Here is a 21,007-nt window from a genome sequence, read left to right as displayed (position 1 = left end):
CGCGGCCCTACTCCGCGTACTCGGTGTACTCGGTGTACTCGTCGTATGCGCCGCGCTCGTCGATGACGAGCGTGTCGGCGAAGCGGTCGTGCAGGGCCTGATGCAGGGGCTGGTCCCAGATCGCCCACAGGTAGGCCATCACGCCGCCCACCCAGACCAGCGCCATCCCGTAGGCGGCGTACTCCCACACCATCACGGCCAGGACGAGGAAGAAGAAGACACCGATCTGGTAGCCGACATGGATGATCCCGGCCCGCCACACGGCCTGCGTGGTGGTCATCGGCCGGCCCACCGGACGCGCCTGGACGATGCCCAGTCCCAGGACGCGCTTGCCCAGCGTCCGCCCCCACATGGACAGCTGGACGGCCTCATAGAGGAACGGCAGCACCGACATGACGCAGAACAGGGTGAAGATGATGGGCCAGTTCCAGATGCCGCCCTCGTCCTGGTCGCTGCCGCTCTTCTCGCCGAGACCGAACGCGGCGACCGTCACGGGCAAAACGAGCGCGAACCCGAAGACCGCGACGAGGGCGTTGTCGATGACCCTGGCGCCCGCCCGCCGGGCGATCGGGGCGAGCTGCGGCTCATCGCCGTGGGAGCCGCCGTACTCGTCGTGGGACGGCTCGTAGGACTGCCCCCAGTCCTGCTGGGGCTGCTGCCACTGCTGCTGGGGCTGCTCCTGCCACTGCTGCTGCGACGGCTGCCGCTGCTGAGGCTGCTGCCGCTGGGAACCTTGGTAAGGGGGCGGGGGGCCGTAGGAACCCTGCCCCTGCGGCGCCTGGTAACGCCGCCCGCGGTGGGGGGAATCGCTCATTTGGGTCAGTCCTCCAGGCGAAGCAACATCCGGGTGTTGCCCAACGTATTCGGCTTGACCCGGTCGAGGTCCAAGAACTCTGCCACGCCTTCGTCGTAAGAGCGGAGAAGCTCCTCGTACACCTCTGGCGCCACTGGAGTCCCGAGGATCTGCTGGAAGCCGTGCCGGGCGAAGAACTCCACCTCGAAGGTAAGGCAGAACACCCTCCGCACGCCGAGTTCCCGCGCGGTGTCGAGCAGCCGGGCGACGATGCGGTGCCCGATGCCGCGCCCGCCGCACCCCTTCTCCACGGCGACGGAGCGGACCTCCGCGAGGTCCTCCCACATCACGTGGAGGGCACCGCAGCCGACGACGGGCCCCGGCGTCCCCTCCCGGACCTCCTCGGCGATCCAGAACTCCTGGACGTCCTCGTACAGCTTCACGGTGCTCTTCTTCAGCAGGCGTCGCCCCGATCCGGCGTACAGATCGACCAGCCTGCGGATCTCCTGAACGTCGGCGGTACGGGCACGCCGGATCACGACCTCCACAAACAGGCGAGATTATCGAACACCGGGTCTTACCGAACGCACGCGTCCGCAGACGTAGCGAGGGCGCCTCCCAGGGAGAACTAGATAAAAACAACTAGGCATGGTCTTCTGTGTTCGAAAAAGTGACGCAAAACACAGCCGCCGTTACGGCGTGTACTCGGCTTCCATCGCGCCCCGCCCTGGCGACCTGCGATTTCACCTGTTCTGGTTGGCATCCATTGCGCGTTCCGTTAGTGTCCATCGCTGACGTCGGCCACCCGGAGAACGGAGGCCGCACCGCCGAGTCCGCGGGGCGCAACCAGCGTCCCGGGGAGCCGGGGACCCACTTTCGGAGCGTCCGGGGATTCGTGCCCCGGGCCTGCGCCGTGAGGGGTGAATCCGCAACGCCGCGGGACGACCCGTGCATGCTCGCGGACGGGCTGCTCCGGCCCCAACCCGTCAGCTAACCCGGTAGGCGGACGAGGAGAGGAGAATCCGTGCAGCAATCGCGGCCTGCGTTCCTTCCACGATTCAGCGGCCGCGCGGTCACCGTGGCCGGGGCGATCATCGCCCTGACGGCCGCACCGCACGTCATCGCCCCGCACACCACCGCCGTCGCGCACGCCGATCCGGAGCCGTCCACCAAGGAGCTCCGGTCCCAGGCCTTCAAGCTCGCCGACCAGCTGGAGCAGCTGACCGAGGAGTACAACGGCCTGAAGGTGAAGCTGGCGCAGTCCAAGCGCGCCGCGACGGTCGCCACCGAGAACGCCGAACGGCAGGAGAAGGCGCTCCAGGCCATCCGCCAGAAGGTCGGCACCCTGGCCGCGACCAGCTACATGCAGGGCGGCTCCGATCCCGCGGTCTCGTTCGTCGCCTCCCAGGACCCGCAGGCCGTCCTCGACCAGGCCGCGACCCTCCACTACTTCGCCAAGCAGGACAGCACCAAGGTCCTCGGGCTCATGCAGGCCATGCAGGCCGCCCAGCGCGCCCGCAAGTCCGCCGAGGCGCGCGCCAAGCAGGTCAAGGACCTGCGGACGCAGCTGGACTCGCAGCGCAAGAAGGTCACCGAGACCTACGAGAAGGTCCGCGGCACGATCGTCAAGCGCGACCCCACCCAGCTCGCCAAGCTCCCCGTCATCGGCACCGGCAAGGCCGCGCAGGCCCTGCGGTACGCCATGGGCAAGCTCGGACGCCCGTACGTCTGGGGCGCCGCCGGGCCGAGCACCTTCGACTGCTCCGGCCTCACGATGTGGGCCTACAAGCAGGTGGGCATCAACCTGCCGCACTACACCGGCAGCCAGTGGAACGCGGGCACCCACGTGTCACGCAGCCAACTCCAGCCGGGCGACCTCGTGTTCTTCTACTCCGACCTCCACCACATGGGGATGTACGTCGGCGACGGCAAGATGATCCACGCTCCCCAGACGGGTGACGTCGTGAAGATCGTCCCCATGGGCGGACGCCCGTTCGCCGGCGCTGTCCGGGTCGCCTGAGCTCCAGCGGCGTCGTACTGAGACCCATCGGCCTGAGACCCATCGGCTCGGGCTTCGAACGCCGTCCGCGGCGACGCCTCCTGCAGGGACCTACCTGCCAGGGCGCCGGCGCCGCCGCTGCGGGGTCGGACGGAATTCGACCGTGTTCGCCGACTGGGTCTCTCGGTGACGCTCGCCCGTCCCCTGGCGAGCGTCGGGGGTGAAGCTGCTAGATGAGCTGCCTGCGGGCCGCCCACACCACGGCCTCGATAGGGGTGTTGACCTCCAGCCGGTCGCAGATCGTCCGCAACCGGCGCCGCAAGGTCCGTGCGCTCAGCTCCAGCTTCCGTGCCGCCACATCGGCGGTGACACCGCTCGCGATTTGGGCGAGCAACCGGATCTCCTCCTCGTTCAGCCCGAAATCGTCGGTGCCACGACGTGCGAGTGTGGCTGTTTCCACTCCGTCCTCCCTCGTCCGTGGTGATGACCGCGGGGATGCAGCCGTCCGCTGCACAGGCACGGGGGCCTCGATCTGTACGCGCGTTGGGTTGCCGGGTCCGGAGCCTTCCGGACTTAGATCATCGGGTTCCTTTTCTGTCTCGCGCGCTTGGCCGGAGGTGGCCGCCTGGCCGATTGCGGGGTCGTTCGGGGGAACTCCGGGTGACGATTCACTCGTTGGCCGTGCGAGGAGGACGGGATGGGATCGCCAGCCATCCGCACCCGTCCCTTCTCGTCGGACTCGCCAGAACTCGCCGCGGACCAAGATCGTGAATCGTTTCAAGCTACGCTTTGGCTCGGAACGCTAGGCGGCCGGATCCGGCCCGTCAAGCGCTGCCCAAATGCGCTACGCGTCGGTTTAATGACGCTGCGTAGCCGCATCAGCGGCCACGCGCCGCGCACAACGCCACTACCTGGGAAAAGTCTCCCGGGTCGGGACGAGGAGCGAGTTGCCACAGACCAGTATTCGTGAGGTCGCGAGGCGTGCTGGAGTCTCAGTTGGGACCGTTTCGAATGTCCTAAACCGGCCAGACCTCGTGGCCGAAGCTACCCGTGACCGTGTTCGCGCGGCGATCGAGGAGCTCGGATTCGTCCGGAACGAGTCCGCGCGCCGGCTCCGCCGGGGCCCCGAGCGCACCGCGGGCGAGTTCGGCGACCAGCCGCGCCGGGCCTTCGGCATCGTCGTCGAGGACCTCACCAACCCGTACGCGTCCGATGTCGCGCGCGGCGCCGAGGCGGCGCTCAACGCGGCGGGCCACGACGCCCTCTGGCTCTCCAGCGACCAGTCGTCCGCCAAGGAGCGCCGCTCGCTGGAACTCCTGGAGGAGCAGCGCGCCGCCGGGGTGCTGATCATTCCGGTCGGGCTGAATCCCGGCGACTTCTCCCGGCTGCGCGCCGCCGGGATGAGCGTGGTGCTGATCGACCGCGACTCGTCCCAGGCGTGCACGGCGCGGGTCGACCATGTCGCGGGCGGGGAGATCGCCGCCGCGTACCTGCTCGGCATCGGCCGGGAGCGGATCGTCTTCGTGACCGGAGTACCGGAACCGCAGCCGTGCGTGGAGCGCCGCGACGGCGCTGCCAGAACGATCGTCGAAGCGGGCTTGAGCAAGCCCCGCACGCTCGTCCAGGACGCCCTGAGCCCCACCGAAGGGCAGGCCGCCGCACACGAGGTCCTGGCGCTCTCCCCGCGGCCCGACGGCGTGTTCTGCGCCAACGACCTGCTGGCCATCGGCCTGATCAACGAGCTGACCCGGCTCGGCGTCCGCGTCCCGGCGGACATCGCCGTCATCGGCTACGACGACATCGAGCTGGCCGCGAGCGCCGCCGTCCCGCTGACCACGGTCCGGCAGCCGCGCCGCGAGCTGGGCTGGGAGGCCGCCGAACTGGCGCTGGCCGAGATGAGCGAGGGCAAGTCGCACCAGCACCGCCAGGTCGTCCAGCGCCCCGAGCTGGTCATCCGCGAAAGCGCTTAACGCACCCGCGTCACAGGACCGCTGTTGACATCCCGTCTTATTTCCGGGTGACTGGGTGCATGGAGGACAGGACGGGGCAGGTCGTGGAGGCCGAGGCCGCGGCGGTGCTCGGCTTCGATCCGGGTGATCCGGCCTTCCGCGCCGACCCCTACGCGCACTACCGCCGTCTCGCGTCCGCTGGGAGCCGCCTGCACCGGACGGACGTCGGCCTCCGCGTGACCACGTCCTACGCCCTGTGCGAGCAGGTGCTGCGCGATCCGCGGTTCGGGCATCGTCCCGAGGGCGGCGGGCTGTGGCGCGAGTCGCGCACCCGGAACCGCTCGTTCCTGACGATGGACCCGCCCGACCACACCCGGCTCCGGCGGCTGGTGAGCAAGGCGTTCACGCCGAGGCTCGTCGAACGGCTGCGGCCGCGGGTGGAGGCGCTGGTCGACGCGTTGCTGGACGGGCTGTCCGGCGAGGTCGACCTGATCGCGGCGCTGGCCTATCCGCTCCCGGTCATCGTGATCAGCGAGATGCTCGGCGTGCCCGCGCAGGACCGCGACCTGTTCAAGGGCTGGTCCGACAGCCTCGCGCGGGGCCTCGACCCCGACTTCCTCCTGCCGCAGGCCGAGATCGAGCAGCGCGAGAAGGCCCGTGAGGAGTTCGCGGCCTACTTCCGGGAACTGGCCGCCCTGCGGCGCGCCCGGCCGCAGGAGGACCTTCTGAGCGCGCTCGTGAGCGTCTCTGACGGCGGGGACGCCCTGTCGGAGGAGGAGCTCCTCGCGACGTGCGTGCTGCTGCTCGTCGCGGGCCATGAGACGACCGTGAACCTCATCGGGAACGGCGCCCTGGCGTTGCTCCGCGATCCAGCACAGTTGGAGTTGTTCCGGCGGGGCCCTGGGAACGTCCAAGCGGCCGTGGAGGAACTCCTGCGTTACGACCCGCCCGTGCAACTCACACTCAGAGCGGCTTTGGAAGACGTCGACCTGGACGGAGCGTTCATCGAACGCGGGAAGCTCGTCCTCCTGCTGACGGGCGCCGCCAACCGCGACCCGGCCGTATTCGATGATCCCGACCGGCTCGACCTGACGCGCTACACCGAGGGAAGCGACACTCCGCGGCACCTGTCGTTCGGGCATGGCATCCACTTCTGCCTGGGCGCACCCCTGGCCCGGCTGGAGGGCCAGGTCGCGCTCAAGAAGCTCTTCGAACGCGACGTGGCCCTCGCCGGACACGACCTCGTCTACCGGGACAACCTCGTCCTGCGGGGCCTGCGCGACCTTCCGGTCACAATTCGGGCTTGACCAGCGGGAAGAGGATCGTCTCCCGGATGCCCTTGCCGGTGAACGCCATGATCATCCGGTCGATGCCGGCGCCCATCCCGCCCGTCGGCGGCATCGCGTACTCCAGCGCGCGCAGGAAGTCCTCGTCCAGCTGCATGGCCTCCGGGTCGCCGCCGGCGGCGAGCAGCGACTGCTCGGTGAGCCTGCGGCGCTGCTCGACGGGGTCGACCAGCTCGGAGTAGGCGGTGCCGAGTTCCGTCCCGAACCCGATGAGGTCCCACTTCTCGGTGAGGAGGGGCTCCTCGCGGTGCTGGCGGGTCAGCGGCGACGTCTCGACCGGGTAGTCCATGACGAACGTCGGCTGGATGAGGGTGTGCTCGATCAGCTCTTCGAAAAGTTCCTGGACGAGCTTGCCCTGCCCCCACTTGGGGTCCCACGAGATGCCGCGCGCGTCCGCGAGCTTGCGGACGTCCTCGATCGGCGTGTGCGGCGTGACCTCCTCGCCAAGGGCCTCGGACACCGACCCGTAGAGCGTGATGCGCGGCCACTGCGCCAACCCGAGGTCGATCTCCACCCCGTCATGGACGACCACGCTGGTGTCCAGGGCGGCGACGACCGCCTTCTGGTACATCCGCTGCGTCAGGTCGGCCATGTCGTTGTAGTCGAGATACGTGCCGTACGCCTCCAGCATCGTGAACTCGGGGTTGTGCGTGGAGTCCGCGCCCTCGTTCCGGAAGTTGCGGTTGATCTCGAAGACCTTCTCGATGCCGCCGACCACGAGCCGCTTCAGGTACAGCTCGATCGCGATGCGCAGGTAGAGGTCCATGTCGTACGCGTTGATGTGCGTCGTGAACGGACGTGCGGTCGCCCCGCCATGGATGGGCTGCAGCATGGGCGTCTCGACCTCGAGGTAGCCCTCCTCATGCCAGAAATCGCGCACCGCACGCACGGTCGCGCTGCGCAAGCGCGCCATCTTCCGCGCCTCGTCGTTCACGATGAGGTCGACGTACCGCTGCCGGACCCGGGCCTCCGGGTCGGTCAGGCCGGCGTGCTTCTCCGGCAGGGGACGCAGGCACTTGGACGTGATCGCGAACCGGTCCGCCATGATCGACAGCTCGCCGCGGCGGGACGTGATGACCTCGCCCTCCACGCCGATGTGGTCGCCGAGGTCGACCTCGCGCTTCCAGAAGTCGAGCTGCTCCTGCCCGACCTTCGCCAGCGACAACATGACCTGGAGGTCGCCGCTGCCGTCCCGGATGGTGGCGAAGCACAGTTTGCCGGTGTTGCGGACCAGCATGACGCGGCCGGTGACGCCGGCCTTCTCGCCCGTCTCGGTGCCCGCCTCCAGGTCGGGGTGTTTCTCGCGGATCTCAGCGATCGTCGCCGTCCGCGGAAAGGTCACCGGATAGGGATCGATTCCGCTCTCGCGGAGCCGGTCGAGCTTCTCCCGGCGCACGCGCATCTGCTCCGGGAGCTCGTCGAAGGTCTCGTCACTCACCGCTCAAGGCTATCGACCCCGCCGCGTGCCCCGCGAACGACTTCCGAGGCTACGGGCTGTTGCGCTCGTAGATGAGGCGGAGCCCGATGAGGGTCAGCCACGGCTCGAACACGTCGATGCTGCGGGACTCCTCCAGGACGAGCGGGGCGAGGCCGCCGGTGGCGATGACCGTGACCTCCTCCGGTTCGGCGGCGAGCTCGTCCGACATGCGCTCGACGATGCCGTCCACCTGCCCGGCGAAGCCGAAGATGATCCCGGACTGCAGCGCCTCCACGGTGTTCTTCGCAATCACGTTGCGCGGCCGGACCAGCTCGATCTTGTGCAGCTGGGCGCCGCGCGACGACAGGGCGTCTATGGAGATCTCGATGCCGGGGGCGATCGCGCCGCCCACGTACTCGCCCTTCGCGGACACGGCGTCGAACGTGGTGGCGGTGCCGAAGTCGACCACGATCGCGGGCCCGCCGTGCGTGTGGACGGCGGCGAGCGCGTTCACGATGCGGTCGGCGCCGACCTCCTTGGGGTTGTCCATGCGGACCGGCACGCCGGTCTTGACGCCCGGCTCCACGATCACCGCCTGCACGTCGCCGTAGTAGCGGCGGCACATCTCCCGCATCTCATGCAGGACGGACGGGACCGTGGAGCACAGCGCGATGCCGCTGATGTCGGTCTCCGCCAGCAGCGGGCTCTGCTGGACGAGGCCCTGCAGGACCACCGCGATCTCGTCGGCGGTACGCCGCGGATCGGTGTTGATCCTCCAGTGCTCGATCACCTCGTCGCCCTCGAACAGGCCGAGGACGGTCTGGGTGTTACCGACGTCGATGGTGAGCAGCATCAGGTCCCCGCTGGTCAGGAAAAGTCAAGGCCGATGTCGAACACGTGCGCCGAATGCGTCAGCGCGCCGACGGCAAGGTAGTCCACCCCGGTCACGGCGACGTCTCGGGCCCGGTCCAGGGTAAGGCCACCGCTGGCCTCAAGCTCCGCCCGCCCCGCGACGAGGCGCACGGCCTCGGCCATCTCGGCGTCGGTCATGTTATCGAGCAGGATGCTCTGCGCGCCCACCTGGAGCGCCTCTTCCACCTGAGCGAGGGTGTCGCACTCCACCTGGATGTGCAGCGACGGGTACACGGCGCGGATCGCCTCGTACGCCTTGGTGACGCTTCCGGCCGCCGCGATGTGGTTGTCCTTGATGAGCGCGGCGTCCTGCAGGCCCATCCTGTGGTTGACCCCACCGCCGCAGTGGACGGCGTACTTCTGGAGGACGCGCAGGCCGGGAAGGGTCTTGCGGGTGTCACGCACCCTGGCCTTGGTGCCGTCCAAGGCGTCCGCCCACAGCCGCGTAGCCGTAGCGATACCCGACAGGTGCGTGAGCAGGTTCAGGGCCGTCCTTTCCGCCCTCAGCACGGCCCTGGTCTGCCCGCTGACCGAGATGAGGACCTGCCCTGAGACGACACGGTCACCGTCCGCGGCCTTCGCCTCGTAGGCGACGTCCAAGAGCTCGAACACCACGCAGGCCACCGGGATGCCGGCGACGACTCCTTCGTCCCGCGCCCTGAGGTCCCCCGCGGCGGCGTCCTCCGGCGCGAAGATCGGCGTACTGGTGACATCGACCTCCCCGTCCTCGGCCAGCGCCGTCCGGACGAGGTTTTCCACAGTTTGTGGATCCAGCCCGGCAGCGGCGAGGCGCTGCGAGAGTTCCGGTGTCATGAGCGCTTTCCTTCCAGAGGTTCATAAGTCGTCGTCAGGACGTTGCCCGCCAGCCGGGTCACCAGGTGCCCGCGCCAGGCGCCGTCCACCCGCTCGGGGAAGTCCTCGCGCCAGTGGCTCCCCCGCGTCTCCTCCCGCCGCCGCGCCGCGGCCACGATCGCGGACGCGACGGTGTGCAGGTTGGTGGCCTCCCAAGCTTCCACCCCGGGCTCGGCGTCCCCGCCGAGGCCCTCCAGCTCCCGCCCGGCCCGCTCCAGCCCCTCAGCCCCCCGCAAGACCCCGACATAGGAGGACATCACCCGCTGAATCTCCTGCCGCCGCCCCCCATCAACCAACCCACCAGACACCACAGGCCCGTCCGCGGACGAACCGGGGGCGGCAGGGGTGGTCATGGAAGAGGCGCGCGTTGAGGGGGTGGGCGTTGAGGGGGTGTGGGCGGGGTCGAGGTCGGTGTGCAGGGCTTTGGCTATGCGGGTGGCGAAGACGAGGCCCTCCAAAAGGGAGTTGGAGGCCAGGCGGTTCGCGCCGTGGACGCCGGTGCAGGCGGTTTCTCCGCAGGCATAGAGGCCGGGGACGGACGTGCGGCCGTACAGGTCCGTGCGGACGCCTCCGCTGGCGTAGTGCGCGGCGGGGACGACCGGGATCGGCTCGGTCACCGGGTCGATGCCGTGGTGCCTGCACGCCGCCAGGATGGTGGGGAACCGGTTCTCCCACATCGCGGCACCGAAGTGCCGCGCGTCCAGGAGCATGCAGGACGCACCGGTCTCGTGCATCCGGTTCATGATCCCCTTGGCGACGATGTCGCGCGGGGCGAGTTCGGCGAGTTCGTGCCGCCCGACCATGAAGCGGACGCCTGCGTGGTCGATGAGGTGCGCGCCCTCTCCCCGGACGGCCTCGGAGATCAGCGGCTGCTGCCCGGTCGCGTCCTCGCCGAGCCAGAGCACGGTGGGGTGGAACTGGACGAACTCCAGGTCCGTGACCTCGGCTCCGGCGCGCAGCGCGAGCGCGACGCCGTCGCCGGTCGAGACCTCGGGGTTGGTGGTGGCGGAGAACACCTGGCCCAGCCCGCCGGTGGCGAGGACGACGGCGCGGGCGCGGACGGCGCCGACGCCGCCCGGCTGCCCTTCGCCCATGACGTGGAGGGTGATCCCGGCGGCGCGTCCGGCGGCGTCCTTCAGCAGGTCGAGGACGAGGGCGTGCTCGATGACCTCGACGCCGGAGTCCTTGAGCGCGGCGCGGAGGGCGCGGCTGATCTCGGCGCCGGTGGCGTCCCCGCCGGCGTGCGCGATGCGGCGACGGTGGTGGCCGCCCTCACGGGTCAGCGCGACGCCGCCGTCGCCGGCGAGGTCGAACGCGGTGCCCAGGTCGATGAGCCCGCGGACGGCGTCCGGCCCTTCGGTGACGAGCGCCCGGACGGCGTCCTCGTCGCACAGCCCGACGCCCGCGACGAGGGTGTCGGCGAGGTGCTCCGCGGGGGTGTCGTCCGGAGCGAGCGCGGCGGCGATCCCGCCCTGCGCCCAGCGGGTCGACCCGGCGTCCAGGAGTGCCTTGGTGACGAGCAGGACCCGCCCGTGCGGGCGGCAGTGCAGCGCGGCGACCAGTCCGGCGATGCCGGATCCGATGACGACGACGTCGGCCTCGGCGGTCCAGCCGGGCGCGGGTGCGTGGAGTACGGAAGGGATCACTGGCCCTCCTCCGGAATCGGTTCTCGTCATTATGACTCTAACCCCGGAGAACCCCGCCGCCCGCCCCCCGCATTCCCGGCACCGGCGACCGGCCACGTGTGATCGCGTGCCCGAGCCGACCGCCCGGCGAGCCCATCGGCACGGCCGCACATCCGGCAAGTGGCGACCGAGGCGAGCACGGCCCACCGGCCGGACGGGGGCAGTCAGTCGTGGACGAGGTCGCCGCGGGTCGTCATGGTGCCGGGGACGGGCTCGGCGGGGTCCGAGCCCAGGGAAATGATCTTGTTGGAGCGGTCGACGTGCACGACGGTCGGGACGAACTCGCGGGCCTCGGCGTCGGCGAGCTGGGCGTAGCTGATGATGATCACCAGGTCGCCGGGCTGGACGAGGCGGGCCGCGGCGCCGTTGATGCCGATGACGCCGGAGCCGCGCTCGCCGGCGATCAGGTAGGTCTCCAGGCGGGCGCCGTTGTCGATGTCCACGATCGAGACCTGCTCGCCGGGGAGCAGGTCGGCGGCGTCCATCAGGTCCTGGTCGATGGTGAGCGAGCCGACGTAGTGCAGGTCCGCCTGCGTCACCGTGGCACGGTGGATCTTGGACTTGAACATCGTCCGGAACATCAGTGCTCCTTGCCGAGCTGGAGGTGAACGTTGTCGATGAGGTGCGTGGCGCCGACGCGGCCGGCGACGGCGAGGACGGCGTGGCCGCCGGAGGCGACCGGGGTGAAGGTCGCCGGGTCGACGAGGACGAGGTAGTCGAGCGCGAGCGGCGGGTCGGCGGTCGCGGCCTTGTCGAGGACTGCGCTCGCGGCGCCGATCACCGCGTCCGGTCCCCCGGCCGCGGCGTCCGCGCCGGCCCGGAGGGCACGTGACAGGGCCGCCGCGGTCCTGCGTTCGGGGGCGGAGAGGTAGCGGTTGCGGCTGGAGAGGGCCAGGCCGTCCGGTTCGCGGACGGTGGCGCCGCCCATGACCCGCACGGGCACGTTCAGGTCGGCGACCATGCGGCGGATCATCGCGAGCTGCTGCGCGTCCTTCTCCCCGAAGACCGCCACGTCGGGGCGGACGAGGTTGAGCAGCTTCAGCACGACGGTGAGCATCCCGTCGAAGTGGCCGGGACGCGCCGCGCCCTCGACGACCTCGCCCATCGGGCCGGACTTGAGCGTGACCTGCGGCTCGTCCGGATACATGACCTCGCGGGCCGGCGCGAAGATCAGGTCGACGCCCTCCCCTGCGCACGCCTCCACGTCGGCGTCGAACGTCCGCGGGTACCGGTCGAAGTCCTCGTCGGGCCCGAACTGCAGCGGGTTGACGAAGATGCTGACGGCGACGGCGCCGGCGCTGCCACGGGCCTGGCGCATCAGGGACAGGTGTCCCTCATGCAGCGCCCCCATGGTCGGGACCAGCGCCAGCGTGCCGTCGACGCGAGCACGCGCCGCGGCGAGCTCTTCTCGCGTCCGCGCAATGACGGGTCTCACTCGACCTCCCACATCATCCGGCTCCCCACTGGGCGTTCTCCTGCCGGCGGCTCCCCGGCGCCCGGCGTCCTCGCCGGTGCTCGGGTGCCGGGCGGCAATGGCGGTTGGGGTTGGAAGTTTGGCTTTTCAACGCTTGGGGTGAGGCGTCCGCTTCCCGGCCGGGGGCGTGCGCCTTGGTGGGCGGGGTCAATCGGCCAGGGCTTCCAGGAGGCGTTCGGCGGCTTCCGGTTTGAGCAGTCCGGCGCCGAGGGCGCGGTCGGCGGTGAGGCGGGCCAGCGCGATGTAGGCGCGCCGGCTCTCCGGGGACACCTTGGCCAGTTCGGCGATGTGGTCGGAGACCGTGCCGGCGTCGCCGCGGGCGACTGGGCCGGTGAGGCCGTCGATGCCGAGGCGCAGGCCGTTGTCGAGCGCGGCGCCGAGCAGCGGGCCGAGCATGCGGCCGGGTTCGGCCACGCCGGCGCGTCCCAGCAGGTCCATCGACTCGACGACGAGGGTGACCAGGTGGTTCGCCCCGCCGGCGAGGGCCGCGTGGTAGAGCGGGCGGGCGTCCTCGGTGATCCAGACGGGTTCGCCGCCCATTTCGAGGACGAGCGCCTCGGCGACGGGGCGCAGCGGATCGGGCGAGGTGACGCCGAACGAGATGCCGGTGAGCCGGTCCACGTCGTCGGGACGTCCGGTGAAGGTCATCACCGGGTGCAGGGCCAAGGGCAGCGCGCCGGCCCGGGTGAGCGGGGCGAGGACGGCGGTCCCGTGGCGTCCGCTGGTGTGCATGACCAGCTTGCCGGTGACGGAGACGCCCGCGGCGACCAGGCCGGCCGCGAGTTCGGGCAGCTCGTCGTCCGGGACGGTCAGCAGCACCAGGTCGGCGGCGGCCACCACGTCCTGCGGCGGCGCGACGGCGGCGCCGGGGAGGCGTTCCTCGACGCGGGTCCGCGACCGGTCGGACACGGCGGTCGCGGCGACCACGCGGTGGCCCGCGCGGGACAGCGCGGCGCCGAGCGCCGTGCCGACGCGGCCGGCGCCGACGACGCCGACCGCGAGCCGGGCGGGCCTGTCCTCCGGGGCCTCCGGGCTGTTTCCGGGCACGCCGGGGGCATGTGGGTCCATCGGTTCGTTCCAGTCCTCACAGGTAGGTACCGGACGGGCGCGAACCAGAGTACCCATGGCCCCCGGTCACGCGGTCCGGTGGGTGGCGGACGCCACCCCGGCCCCCATTCAGTGGGCTTCCAAGTTAGCGAGCAACCCCGGTCACTCAGAGCCGGGAGGAATCGCATGTCTCGCACACGGCGCGCTGGCGCCGCCCGTTCCAGCCCCGGATGATCTCGAATGCGTAATGATAAAGTCACGGACTGTGAAATTGGTGGTGCAAGTCAAGCTCCTGCCGACGCCCGAGCAGGCAGCGGCACTGGCCGACACCCTCCACCAGGTCAACACCGCCGCCAACCACGTGGCGGCCGTGGCGTTCGAGGAGTTCGGGCTGCGCTGCCGTGAGCTGCCCCTGCGCAGGTCGTGCTACGGCGACCTCAAAGCCGCCGGGCTCGGCGCCCAGGCCGCCCAGCACGTGATCAAACGGGTCGTGGACGCCTACACCACCCTGCGCGGCACCCTCCGCAACGGCCGTCTCGGCGGCCCGGCATCCAAGCGGCGCCGCAAAGCCGAGTCCAAACCCATCGCCTTCCGCCCGGACGCCGCGCACACCTTCGACGACCGCAACCTGTCGTGGCAACTGGACGCGGGCACCGTCAGCATCTGGACGGTCGCCGGGCGGTGCAAGAACCTGCGGTTCACCTGCTCGCCTGACCAGGCCAAGATGCTGGCCGCGCACCGCAAGGGCGAATCCGACCTGGTCCACCGGGACGGGAAATGGTTCCTGATCGCCACCTGCGACGTCCCTGAACCGGACGTGTACGAGCCCGGAGACTGGGTGGGGGTGGACCGCGGCGTCGTCAACCTGGCCACCACTTCCGATGGTGACAACCATCAGGGCCGGCGCCTTTCCCGGTACCGGCGGCGGCAGGCCCGCAAACGCGCCGAACTCCAGGCCAAACGGACCCGGTCGGCCGCGCGGCTGCTGAAGAAGCGGGCGCGGCGGGAGGCGCGGCACGCTCGGCACGTCAACCACAAGATCGCCAAGCAATCGTCGCCGTCGCGGCACGCACCGGACGCGGCATCGCACTCGAAGACCTGAGTGGGATCCGCGGACGGGTCACGGTTCCACGCGACCAGCGGGCACGCCTGTCCTCCTGGCCCTTCCACCAACTCGGCGAATTCATCGCCTACAAGGCACGCCGCCACGGCGTGCCCTACATCGAGGTGGATGCGGCCTACACCTCGCAGCGCTGCCCGCGCTGCGGCCACACCGCCAGGAACAACCGTCCCGCACGGGACCACTTCGCATGTCGCCGATGCGGTCTCGCTGGGCCCGCCGACGTCGTCGCCGGGGTCAACGTACGCGACCGCGCACGCTCGGCGTGGGTATTCGTCAACATGCCCCAACCCGCCCCCGGGACAGCCGGGACGCTGGTGGATGCGACCCGTGACCGCCCTCCCGTAACGGGCAGTCGGGAGCGTGAACAACGCCCCACGGACCGGGCAGACAAGCCCGGTCCTTCAAGGCCGAGTAGTTGACTCATGCGCGAGGGACTCGACGATGGACGTCCCGGCGGCGCGCCGTGCGGGCATGACGGCGGCGAGCGTCCCGGCCAGCCCGGCGAGCACGACGAATCCGACGATCTGGAGATACGGCAGGGCGAACACCGCGCCTTCGGTCATCGCGCCGGTCGCGGCCCAGCCGAACGCGACGCCGAGGGCCACCCCGGTCAGCGCGCCGATCACGGCCATGACCACGGCCTCGATCGACAGCATCCGGCGTAGCTGGCGCTTGGTGAGGCCGAGGGCGCGCAGCAGCGCCGACTCGCGGGTGCGCTCCACGACCGAGAGGGTCAGCGTGTTGGCGATGCCGAACAGGGCGATGACGATCGCGAGGCCGAGCAGCCCACCGAAGATCATCAGCACCATGTCGATGGCGTTCTCCAACTGCTCCTCGAAGTCGGCGGTGGACTCGACCTTCGCGGCCGGGTACGGCTGCGCGGCCTGGTCGACGGCCGCGCGCGCCCGGTCGGCGGAGATCGCGTCGCCGGTCTTGACGAAGATCTCGGCCGGGTCCACGGCGCCGAAGTACCGGACGAAGTCGGCCTCCGGGACGACGATCCCGGTGAACTGACCGCCCAGCTTGTACGTCCCGCTGATCCTGACGGGGACGGTACCGTGCCGCGTCGCGACCTGGAGGGTCTTGCCGACCTGCCAGCCCGGGACGTTCACGGCGCTCTCGTCCACCAGGGCCGTGCCCGGCTTCAGGTCGGAGACCGACCCGGTCTTCATCTTCGGCTTCGCGATCGTGCCCCAGGCGGACGCGGTCACCGTCGTGATCGACGCGTCCTCGCCGCCGACCTTGGTCTCCTTGCCGCGCACCTCGACGACCTGCTCCACACCGGGCCGCTTCCGCAGGTCGTCGCCGAGCGCGGCCGGGAGGCTCTCGGCGTTCTGCGCGGCGATCCTGAACTGAACGGGGAACTGCTCGTCCAGTTCCTTGACCGCCGTCGCCTTGCCGCTCGCCGCGACGACCGCGAACAGGCTCATCAGCCCGACGCCGACGGTCAGCGCGATCGTGGTGGTGGCGGTGCGGCGCGGGGCGCGGCGCGCGTTCGCGACCGCCAGCCGTCCGGGGACGCCGCCGAGCCGCGCCGGGATCGCGCCCGCGACCCGCCCGAGCGGGCGGACCAGCGCCGGCATCCCGGCGACCACCGCGAGGAAGAAGACGCAGCCGGAGAACGCGACAGCGGACATCGCGGTCTGGCCCTCCTGCATCACCAGCGCGCCGTACAGGCCGATCGCGAGGCCGGCGGCGCCCAGCACGACGGCGGAGACGGTGCGCGGGACGCCGAGGCGAAACCGTCCGCTGCCCGGCTCGGTCTCCGCGCGCAGCGCCGCGACGGGCGCGACGCCGGTGGCCGCGCGGGCGGGCAGCACCGCGGACAGCACGGTCACGACGATGCCGACCGCGAGGCCGATCAGGATCGTCCGCGGCGCGAGGGTCGGAGCGGTGAGCGCGACGTTGCCGTCCAGGCGGTTGATCAGGACGAGTGCGCCCTGTCCCAGCCCGACGCCCGCGGCGAGCCCCAGCAGCGAGCCGGTCAGGCCCACCGCCGCCGACTCGGTGAGGACGCCGCCGAAGATCTGCCGGCGGGTCGCGCCGACGCAGCGCAGCAGCGCCATCTCCCGCATCCGCTGCGCGACCAGGATCGCGAACGTGTTGTAGATGACCAGGGCGGACACCAGTATCGCGACCAGCGCGAAGATCAGCAGACCGGCGCGGATGATCTCCGTGTCGGCGCCCGCCGCCTTCGCCAGCCTCGCGCCCAGCTCCTTCCCCGTGTAGACGCGGGCGCCGGAGCCGGCGGCGGCCTTCACGGCGGCCTTGGAGACCGTGCCGGCGACGTCGATCTCCTGGTAGGTCTTCTGGCCGGTCATCCGGGTCGCGGTCGCGGGGTCGAACCCGACCGCGCCGAAGATGCTCGCCTCCTGGTCGATGCCGAAGTCGATCAGCCCGACGACACGGAATCGATGCGGCCGGTTCTTGCCGTCCAGGACCGTCACCGCGTCACCGACGGCGAAGCCCTCCCGCTCGGCGACCTTGCTGTCGATGACGGTCTCGCCGCCGTTGGACGGGGGCCGTCCCTTGTCCACGTCGTAGCGGAGCAGCCGCCCGGACGGTACGGACATGCCCATCGTTGGGAAGTCGCCGACCGTCTTACCGTTCTTGCCCACCAAGGCGGCCTCGCCCTTCACCGCGCCTTGGGCCTCGGTCACTCCCGGCAGGGAACGCACCTTCTGCAACAGCGAGATTGGGAGACCCTCACTGGAGTGCTCATCGGGGACTACGGCGACGTCGACCTTGTCCGCCGACCGTGCGAACGTCTTGGCTACACCTTTGTTCATCGTGTCCGTCAGCACGAACGTGCCGGATATGAAGCCGACGCCAAGGGTGATGGCGACCGCGGTAAGGAGGAGGCGGAGTTTGTGGGCGCGTAGGCCCGCCAGCGTCGTTCTCAGCATCACGCCCCCAGAGCCTTGAGCCGGTCCAGGACGGCCTCTGGGGTCGGCTGCAAGATCTCGGAGACGATCTCGCCGTCCCGCAGGAAGACCACCCGGTCGGCGTAGGAGGCGGCCACCGGGTCGTGGGTGACCATCACCACCGTCTGCCCCATCTCCCGGACGGACGAGCGCAGGAACCCGAGGACCTCCGCGCCCGCCCGCGAATCCAGGTTGCCGGTCGGCTCGTCCGCGAAGATGACCTCGGGACGGGCGACGATGGCGCGCGCGCACGCGACCCGCTGCTGCTGGCCGCCCGACAGTTCGGACGGACGGTGCGCGAGGCGGTCGCGCAGGCCGAGGACGTCCACGACCTGCTGGAACCAGGCGCGGTCGGGCTTGCGTCCGGCGAGCTCCAAGGGCAGCAGGATGTTCTGCTCGGCGGTGAGCGTCGGCAGCAGATTGAACGCCTGGAACACGAAGCCGACCCGGTCGCGGCGCATCAGCGTCAACTGCCGGTCGCCCATCCGGGTGATCTCCGCGTCGCCGAGCAGGATCCGTCCGCCGGTGACAGTGTCCAGCCCCGCGAGGCAGTGCATCAGCGTCGACTTCCCGGACCCGGACGGACCCATGATCGCGGTGAACGCGCCGCGGGCGAACCCGACGCTGACCCCGCGCAACGCGTGCACGGCCGCGTCACCGGACCCGTACACCTTCGACACGCCCTCGGCCGTAACGGCAGGCGGCGCTGCGGCGGTGGGGGCTCCCCCGGGCGGATCGGCGAACGTGCTGGTCACGGTGACTCCTTCGCGGACTTACGTGGTCTTCTTCGCGATTCGTTGATCGGGAACCACGCTAGGAATCCGCGCCGCCGCTGCCATCGACCCGGCGTCCACGCTCCGCGTCACTCTCACGGCTATCCGGACCGTCCCCGTACGACCTGAGTCGTACGAGCCCGTCCCCCTGCCGGGCGGGTACGGGTACGCGGAAGCGCCGGAGACCCGAGCGGTCTCCGGCGCTCCGGTGACGGGCGTGAGGGGCCCGTCAGGGTCGATCAGTTGTGCGCGTAGGCGCCGCCCTCGCAGCCCGCGCTCGCGATCCCGAGGAGGGCGACGGCGTTGCCGCAGACGTTGACGGCCGAGGAGATCGGGACGACCACCTGGTTGCCGTTCAGCAGCCCGAAGTTGCCGCTGGTGTGGTTGGAGTAGGTGTTCCCGTGGTGGCCGTGGTGGCCGTGGTGGCCGTGGTGGCCGTGACCGTGGCCGTGGTCCCAGCCGCCGCCGTAGGCGGAGGCGTAGGCGGGCGTCGAGACCAGTGCGGAGCCGGCCACGGCGAAGCCGAGGATGCCGGTGGCGGCAAGCTTCTTGAACACGAAAGGTCCTCCCGTACATGGGCTTAGCAGGCCCGTTCTGACATTGCCGGACGTCACCCACGAAGGTGATGTCGCGTACCGTAGTTACCCAGCTACTTTCAGGTAGGGCAATGTCGCGCGTCACGATGAGGACAAAAAGTCATCACTGAGTGATCAAGCCGTTACTCACTGTGACCTGTTTGGCCGCTTTTGACCAGGCCTGTCTCGTAGGCGAACACAACCGCCTGCACCCGGTCCCGGAGGCCCAGCTTCATCAGGATCCGCCCCATGTGCGTCTTCACCGTCGCCTCCGAGACGTAGAGCCGGCCCGCGATCTCCGCGTTCGACATACCGCGCGCGACGAGCCGCAGCACCTCGCCCTCCCGGTCGGTCAGGCTCTCCAGCGCGCCGCCCGCCTTCTCCTCCGCGTCCGGCAGATGCACCGCGAACCTGGCCAGCAGGCGCTTCGTCGTGCTCGGCGCCACGACCGCGTCCCCCGAGTGCACCGCCTTGATCGCCTCGATGAGCTGCGCCGGCCCGGCGTCCTTCAGCATGAACCCGCCGGCCCCCGCCTTGATCGCCGCGAACGCGTACTCGTCGAGGTCGAAGGTGGTCAGGATGACGACCTTCGGCCCGGACTGCGCCACTATCCGGCGGGTCGCCTCGATTCCGTCCATCCGCGGCATGCGCACGTCCATGAGCACGACGTCGGCGCGTGTTCCGCGCAGCAGGTCCAGCGCCTGCACGCCGTCGCCCGCCTCGCCCGCGACCTCGATGTCGGGCTGCGCGTCCAGCACCATCTTGAACCCCGCGCGCACCAGCTCCTGGTCGTCCACGAGCACCACCCGGATGGGCTCCACCACGTCCTCGGCCTCCATGCTCGCGTGCGTCATGCCGCGACCTCCTCGCGTACCGGGATCTCCGCGACCACCTCGAAGCCCCCGCCCGGACGGGGGCTCGCACGGACATCGCCCCCGTACACGGCGACGCGTTCCCGCATTCCGGCGAGGCCGTGGCCGCGGCCGTCGTCGAAGGCCGCCGCGCCGCGCCCGTCGTCCGCCACCCGGATCTGCAGCGCGTCGTCCGTGTAACGAAGCCGGACGGACACGTGCACCCGCGGCCCTCCGTGCTTGAGCGTATTGGTCAGCGCCTCCTGGACGATCCGGAAGACGGTGAGCTGCCGCCCCTCCGACATGGCCGCCGGAGTCCCGTCCACCTCGTACGTCACCGCGAGCCCGGACGCACGGACCTGCTCCACCAGGTCGTCGATCTCGGCCACCCCGGGCTGCGGCGCGAACGCCCCGGCGTCGTCGTCCTCGCGCAGCACGCCGAGGAGCCTCCGCATCTCCGCGAGCGCCAGCCGCCCCGTCGAGGAGATCGTGTCGAGCGCCTGCCTTGCCCGTTCCACATCGGTCTCGATCGCGTAGGACGCGCCGTCGGCCTGCACCACGATCACGCTGACGTTGTGCGCCACGACATCGTGCAGCTCACGCGCGATACGGGCCCGTTCGGCGGCCATGGCCACCTTGACCTCGTTGTCGCGTTCGCGCTCCAGCCGCTCAGCCCGCTCCTCGACCGAATGCAGGTAGGCACGCCGCGTCCGCATGTGCAGGCCGAGCACGTAGACACCCGCCACCAGCACCGTCAGCATCAGGAACGCGTACTTGCGGTCGTCGGTGCCCGACGAGTACCGCCAGGCGGCCATGCCTGCACCGACCATCCCGACCAGCGCCGACGCGGTCCCCCAGCGGAACGAGAAACCGGCCGTGACGGTGTAGATCCCCATGAGGACGGCGATGTTCGCCTGCACCGGCTCCACGTCCGCCAGGCACTGGACGAACGAGACCAGCGCGACCACTGCGAACACCGAACGTGGGTAGGTCCGGCGCAGGACGAGCGGCACGGTGAGCAGAACCGTGACCAACGCGTACGACCGCACCCCCATCCCGTACGCCCCGCCCAGCATCGTGGGCACGGAGATCAACATGATCGGGAGCGCGAAGAACGCGTCGACCAGCGGTTTCTTGCAGCGCAGCCACTCCCACACGCTCGCCACCATGCCGACAGGGTACGTACGCGCTGGTCAGCCCGGGATCAGTCCCAGGTCGGACCCACCTCCACCCCAAGGATGGCCACCCCGGCACAAGCAGCCGCCACAGTGCACGCACGGGGCTCGG

At 70.5% G+C, this 21,007-nt stretch carries 18 protein-coding genes, 1 pseudogene and 1 riboswitch; of the genes and pseudogenes, 5 read left to right on the top strand and 14 right to left on the bottom strand.

Translation table 11 applies throughout. The features are described 5' to 3' along the window. Positions 1–7: 7 nt before the first annotated feature. Together AL2_RS03690 and AL2_RS03685 are read right to left on the bottom strand one after the other, a co-directional pair. The gene (locus tag AL2_RS03690) at positions 8–814 is read right to left on the bottom strand and encodes an RDD family protein (RefSeq protein ID WP_067629097.1); all 807 of its coding nucleotides are present in this window, start codon (positions 812–814) and stop codon (positions 8–10) included. A gap of 5 nt (positions 815–819) precedes the next feature. Continuing rightward, entirely contained in the window at positions 820–1,341 is a 522-nt protein-coding gene (locus AL2_RS03685; RefSeq protein ID WP_376741297.1) for an amino-acid N-acetyltransferase, read from the bottom strand. A gap of 267 nt (positions 1,342–1,608) precedes the next feature. Next, positions 1,609–1,814, top strand: a riboswitch (cyclic di-AMP (ydaO/yuaA leader). 3 nt (positions 1,815–1,817) lie between these two features. Here AL2_RS03685 and AL2_RS03680 point away from each other — a divergent pair. Continuing rightward, complete coding sequence (locus tag AL2_RS03680) at positions 1,818–2,813, top strand: C40 family peptidase (protein ID WP_245666301.1); 996 nt, start codon at positions 1,818–1,820, stop codon at positions 2,811–2,813. Between the two features lie 208 nt (positions 2,814–3,021). On the opposite strand, the gene AL2_RS03675 is transcribed toward AL2_RS03680, so the two are convergent. After that, the gene (locus AL2_RS03675) at positions 3,022–3,252 is read right to left on the bottom strand and encodes a transcriptional regulator (protein WP_067629094.1); all 231 of its coding nucleotides are present in this window, start codon (positions 3,250–3,252) and stop codon (positions 3,022–3,024) included. Between the two features lie 487 nt (positions 3,253–3,739). On the opposite strand from AL2_RS03675, the gene AL2_RS03670 reads away from it, so the two are divergent. Then, complete coding sequence (locus AL2_RS03670; RefSeq protein WP_067629092.1) at positions 3,740–4,762, top strand: LacI family DNA-binding transcriptional regulator; 1,023 nt, start codon at positions 3,740–3,742, stop codon at positions 4,760–4,762. 59 nt (positions 4,763–4,821) lie between these two features. Further along, positions 4,822–6,048, top strand: a complete 1,227-nt coding sequence (locus AL2_RS03665; RefSeq protein WP_067629090.1) for a cytochrome P450 — start codon at positions 4,822–4,824, stop codon at positions 6,046–6,048. Here AL2_RS03665 and lysX read toward each other — a convergent pair. The 6 genes and pseudogenes from lysX to AL2_RS03630 all read right to left on the bottom strand — a co-directional run bounded on the left by lysX (position 6,032) and on the right by AL2_RS03630 (position 13,495). Continuing rightward, entirely contained in the window at positions 6,032–7,489 is a 1,458-nt protein-coding gene (gene lysX, locus AL2_RS03660; RefSeq protein WP_067630226.1) for a bifunctional lysylphosphatidylglycerol synthetase/lysine--tRNA ligase LysX, read from the bottom strand. The two genes, AL2_RS03665 and lysX, sit on opposite strands and share 17 nt — an antisense overlap. An 85-nt stretch (positions 7,490–7,574) precedes the next feature. Continuing rightward, the gene (locus tag AL2_RS03655; RefSeq protein WP_067629088.1) at positions 7,575–8,357 is read right to left on the bottom strand and encodes a type III pantothenate kinase; all 783 of its coding nucleotides are present in this window, start codon (positions 8,355–8,357) and stop codon (positions 7,575–7,577) included. Positions 8,358–8,371: 14 nt separating this feature from the next. Further along, a pseudogene (locus AL2_RS03645) lies at positions 8,372–10,944 on the bottom strand (L-aspartate oxidase). Between the two features lie 173 nt (positions 10,945–11,117). Beyond that, positions 11,118–11,534 carry an aspartate 1-decarboxylase gene (panD, locus tag AL2_RS03640; protein ID WP_067629082.1) on the bottom strand — a complete coding sequence of 139 codons (417 nt, stop codon included), beginning with the start codon at positions 11,532–11,534 and terminating at the stop codon, positions 11,118–11,120. Continuing rightward, a complete protein-coding gene (gene panC / locus AL2_RS03635; RefSeq protein WP_083945895.1) occupies positions 11,534–12,388 on the bottom strand; it encodes a pantoate--beta-alanine ligase in 855 nt (284 codons plus the stop codon). Before panC ends, panD begins: the two co-directional genes overlap by 1 nt. Positions 12,389–12,574: 186 nt before the next feature. Then, positions 12,575–13,495: a Rossmann-like and DUF2520 domain-containing protein gene (locus tag AL2_RS03630; protein ID WP_067629078.1), complete on the bottom strand. Its 921-nt coding sequence runs from the start codon at positions 13,493–13,495 to the stop codon at positions 12,575–12,577. A gap of 253 nt (positions 13,496–13,748) precedes the next feature. Between AL2_RS03630 and AL2_RS03625 the strand changes: the two genes are divergently transcribed. After that, on the top strand, positions 13,749–14,576 hold the full coding sequence (locus AL2_RS03625) for a transposase (protein WP_245666299.1): 828 nt from the start codon (positions 13,749–13,751) through the stop codon (positions 14,574–14,576). Next, entirely contained in the window at positions 14,525–15,016 is a 492-nt protein-coding gene (locus AL2_RS39000) for a zinc ribbon domain-containing protein (RefSeq protein ID WP_369688480.1), read from the top strand. Before AL2_RS03625 ends, AL2_RS39000 begins: the two co-directional genes overlap by 52 nt. Here AL2_RS39000 and AL2_RS03620 read toward each other — a convergent pair. The 5 genes from AL2_RS03620 to AL2_RS03600 all read right to left on the bottom strand — a co-directional run bounded on the left by AL2_RS03620 (position 14,999) and on the right by AL2_RS03600 (position 20,889). Continuing rightward, positions 14,999–17,503 (bottom strand): ABC transporter permease, encoded by a 2,505-nt coding sequence (locus tag AL2_RS03620; RefSeq protein ID WP_067630223.1) that lies wholly within the window; start codon positions 17,501–17,503, stop codon positions 14,999–15,001. The genes AL2_RS39000 and AL2_RS03620 overlap by 18 nt on opposite strands. Next, positions 17,503–18,276 carry an ABC transporter ATP-binding protein gene (locus tag AL2_RS03615; RefSeq protein ID WP_083945894.1) on the bottom strand — a complete coding sequence of 258 codons (774 nt, stop codon included), beginning with the start codon at positions 18,274–18,276 and terminating at the stop codon, positions 17,503–17,505. Before AL2_RS03615 ends, AL2_RS03620 begins: the two co-directional genes overlap by 1 nt. Before the next feature lie 257 nt (positions 18,277–18,533). Next, complete coding sequence (locus AL2_RS03610; protein WP_067629074.1) at positions 18,534–18,851, bottom strand: chaplin family protein; 318 nt, start codon at positions 18,849–18,851, stop codon at positions 18,534–18,536. A 161-nt stretch (positions 18,852–19,012) separates the two neighbouring features. Next, positions 19,013–19,723 (bottom strand): response regulator transcription factor, encoded by a 711-nt coding sequence (locus AL2_RS03605; protein ID WP_067629072.1) that lies wholly within the window; start codon positions 19,721–19,723, stop codon positions 19,013–19,015. After that, the gene (locus AL2_RS03600) at positions 19,720–20,889 is read right to left on the bottom strand and encodes a sensor histidine kinase (protein WP_067629070.1); all 1,170 of its coding nucleotides are present in this window, start codon (positions 20,887–20,889) and stop codon (positions 19,720–19,722) included. The genes AL2_RS03605 and AL2_RS03600 overlap by 4 nt, the downstream gene beginning before the upstream one ends. Positions 20,890–21,007: the final 118 nt, after the last annotated feature.

The sequence above is a fragment of the Actinomadura latina NBRC 106108 genome, assembly GCF_001552195.1.
Taxonomy (GTDB): domain Bacteria; phylum Actinomycetota; class Actinomycetes; order Streptosporangiales; family Streptosporangiaceae; genus Spirillospora; species Spirillospora latina.
Note: the sequence above shows the minus strand (reverse complement) of the source record. Positions and strands in the feature narration are given on the sequence as shown.

Excerpts from the sequence above, each read along its gene's own strand:
- AL2_RS03630 (WP_067629078.1), bottom strand. The coding sequence starts at position 13,495 with ATGGACCCACATGCCCCCGGCGTGCCCGGAAACAGCCCGGAGGCCCCG.
- AL2_RS03665 (WP_067629090.1), top strand. The coding sequence starts at position 4,822 with ATGGAGGACAGGACGGGGCAGGTCGTGGAGGCCGAGGCCGCGGCGGTG.
- AL2_RS03690 (WP_067629097.1), bottom strand. The coding sequence starts at position 814 with ATGAGCGATTCCCCCCACCGCGGGCGGCGTTACCAGGCGCCGCAGGGG.
- AL2_RS03605 (WP_067629072.1), bottom strand. The coding sequence starts at position 19,723 with ATGACGCACGCGAGCATGGAGGCCGAGGACGTGGTGGAGCCCATCCGG.
- AL2_RS03600 (WP_067629070.1), bottom strand. The coding sequence starts at position 20,889 with ATGGTGGCGAGCGTGTGGGAGTGGCTGCGCTGCAAGAAACCGCTGGTC.
- panD (WP_067629082.1), bottom strand. The coding sequence starts at position 11,534 with ATGTTCCGGACGATGTTCAAGTCCAAGATCCACCGTGCCACGGTGACG.
- AL2_RS03620 (WP_067630223.1), bottom strand. The coding sequence starts at position 17,503 with ATGCTGAGAACGACGCTGGCGGGCCTACGCGCCCACAAACTCCGCCTC.
- lysX (WP_067630226.1), bottom strand. The coding sequence starts at position 7,489 with ATGCGCGTGCGCCGGGAGAAGCTCGACCGGCTCCGCGAGAGCGGAATC.
- AL2_RS03655 (WP_067629088.1), bottom strand. The coding sequence starts at position 8,357 with ATGCTGCTCACCATCGACGTCGGTAACACCCAGACCGTCCTCGGCCTG.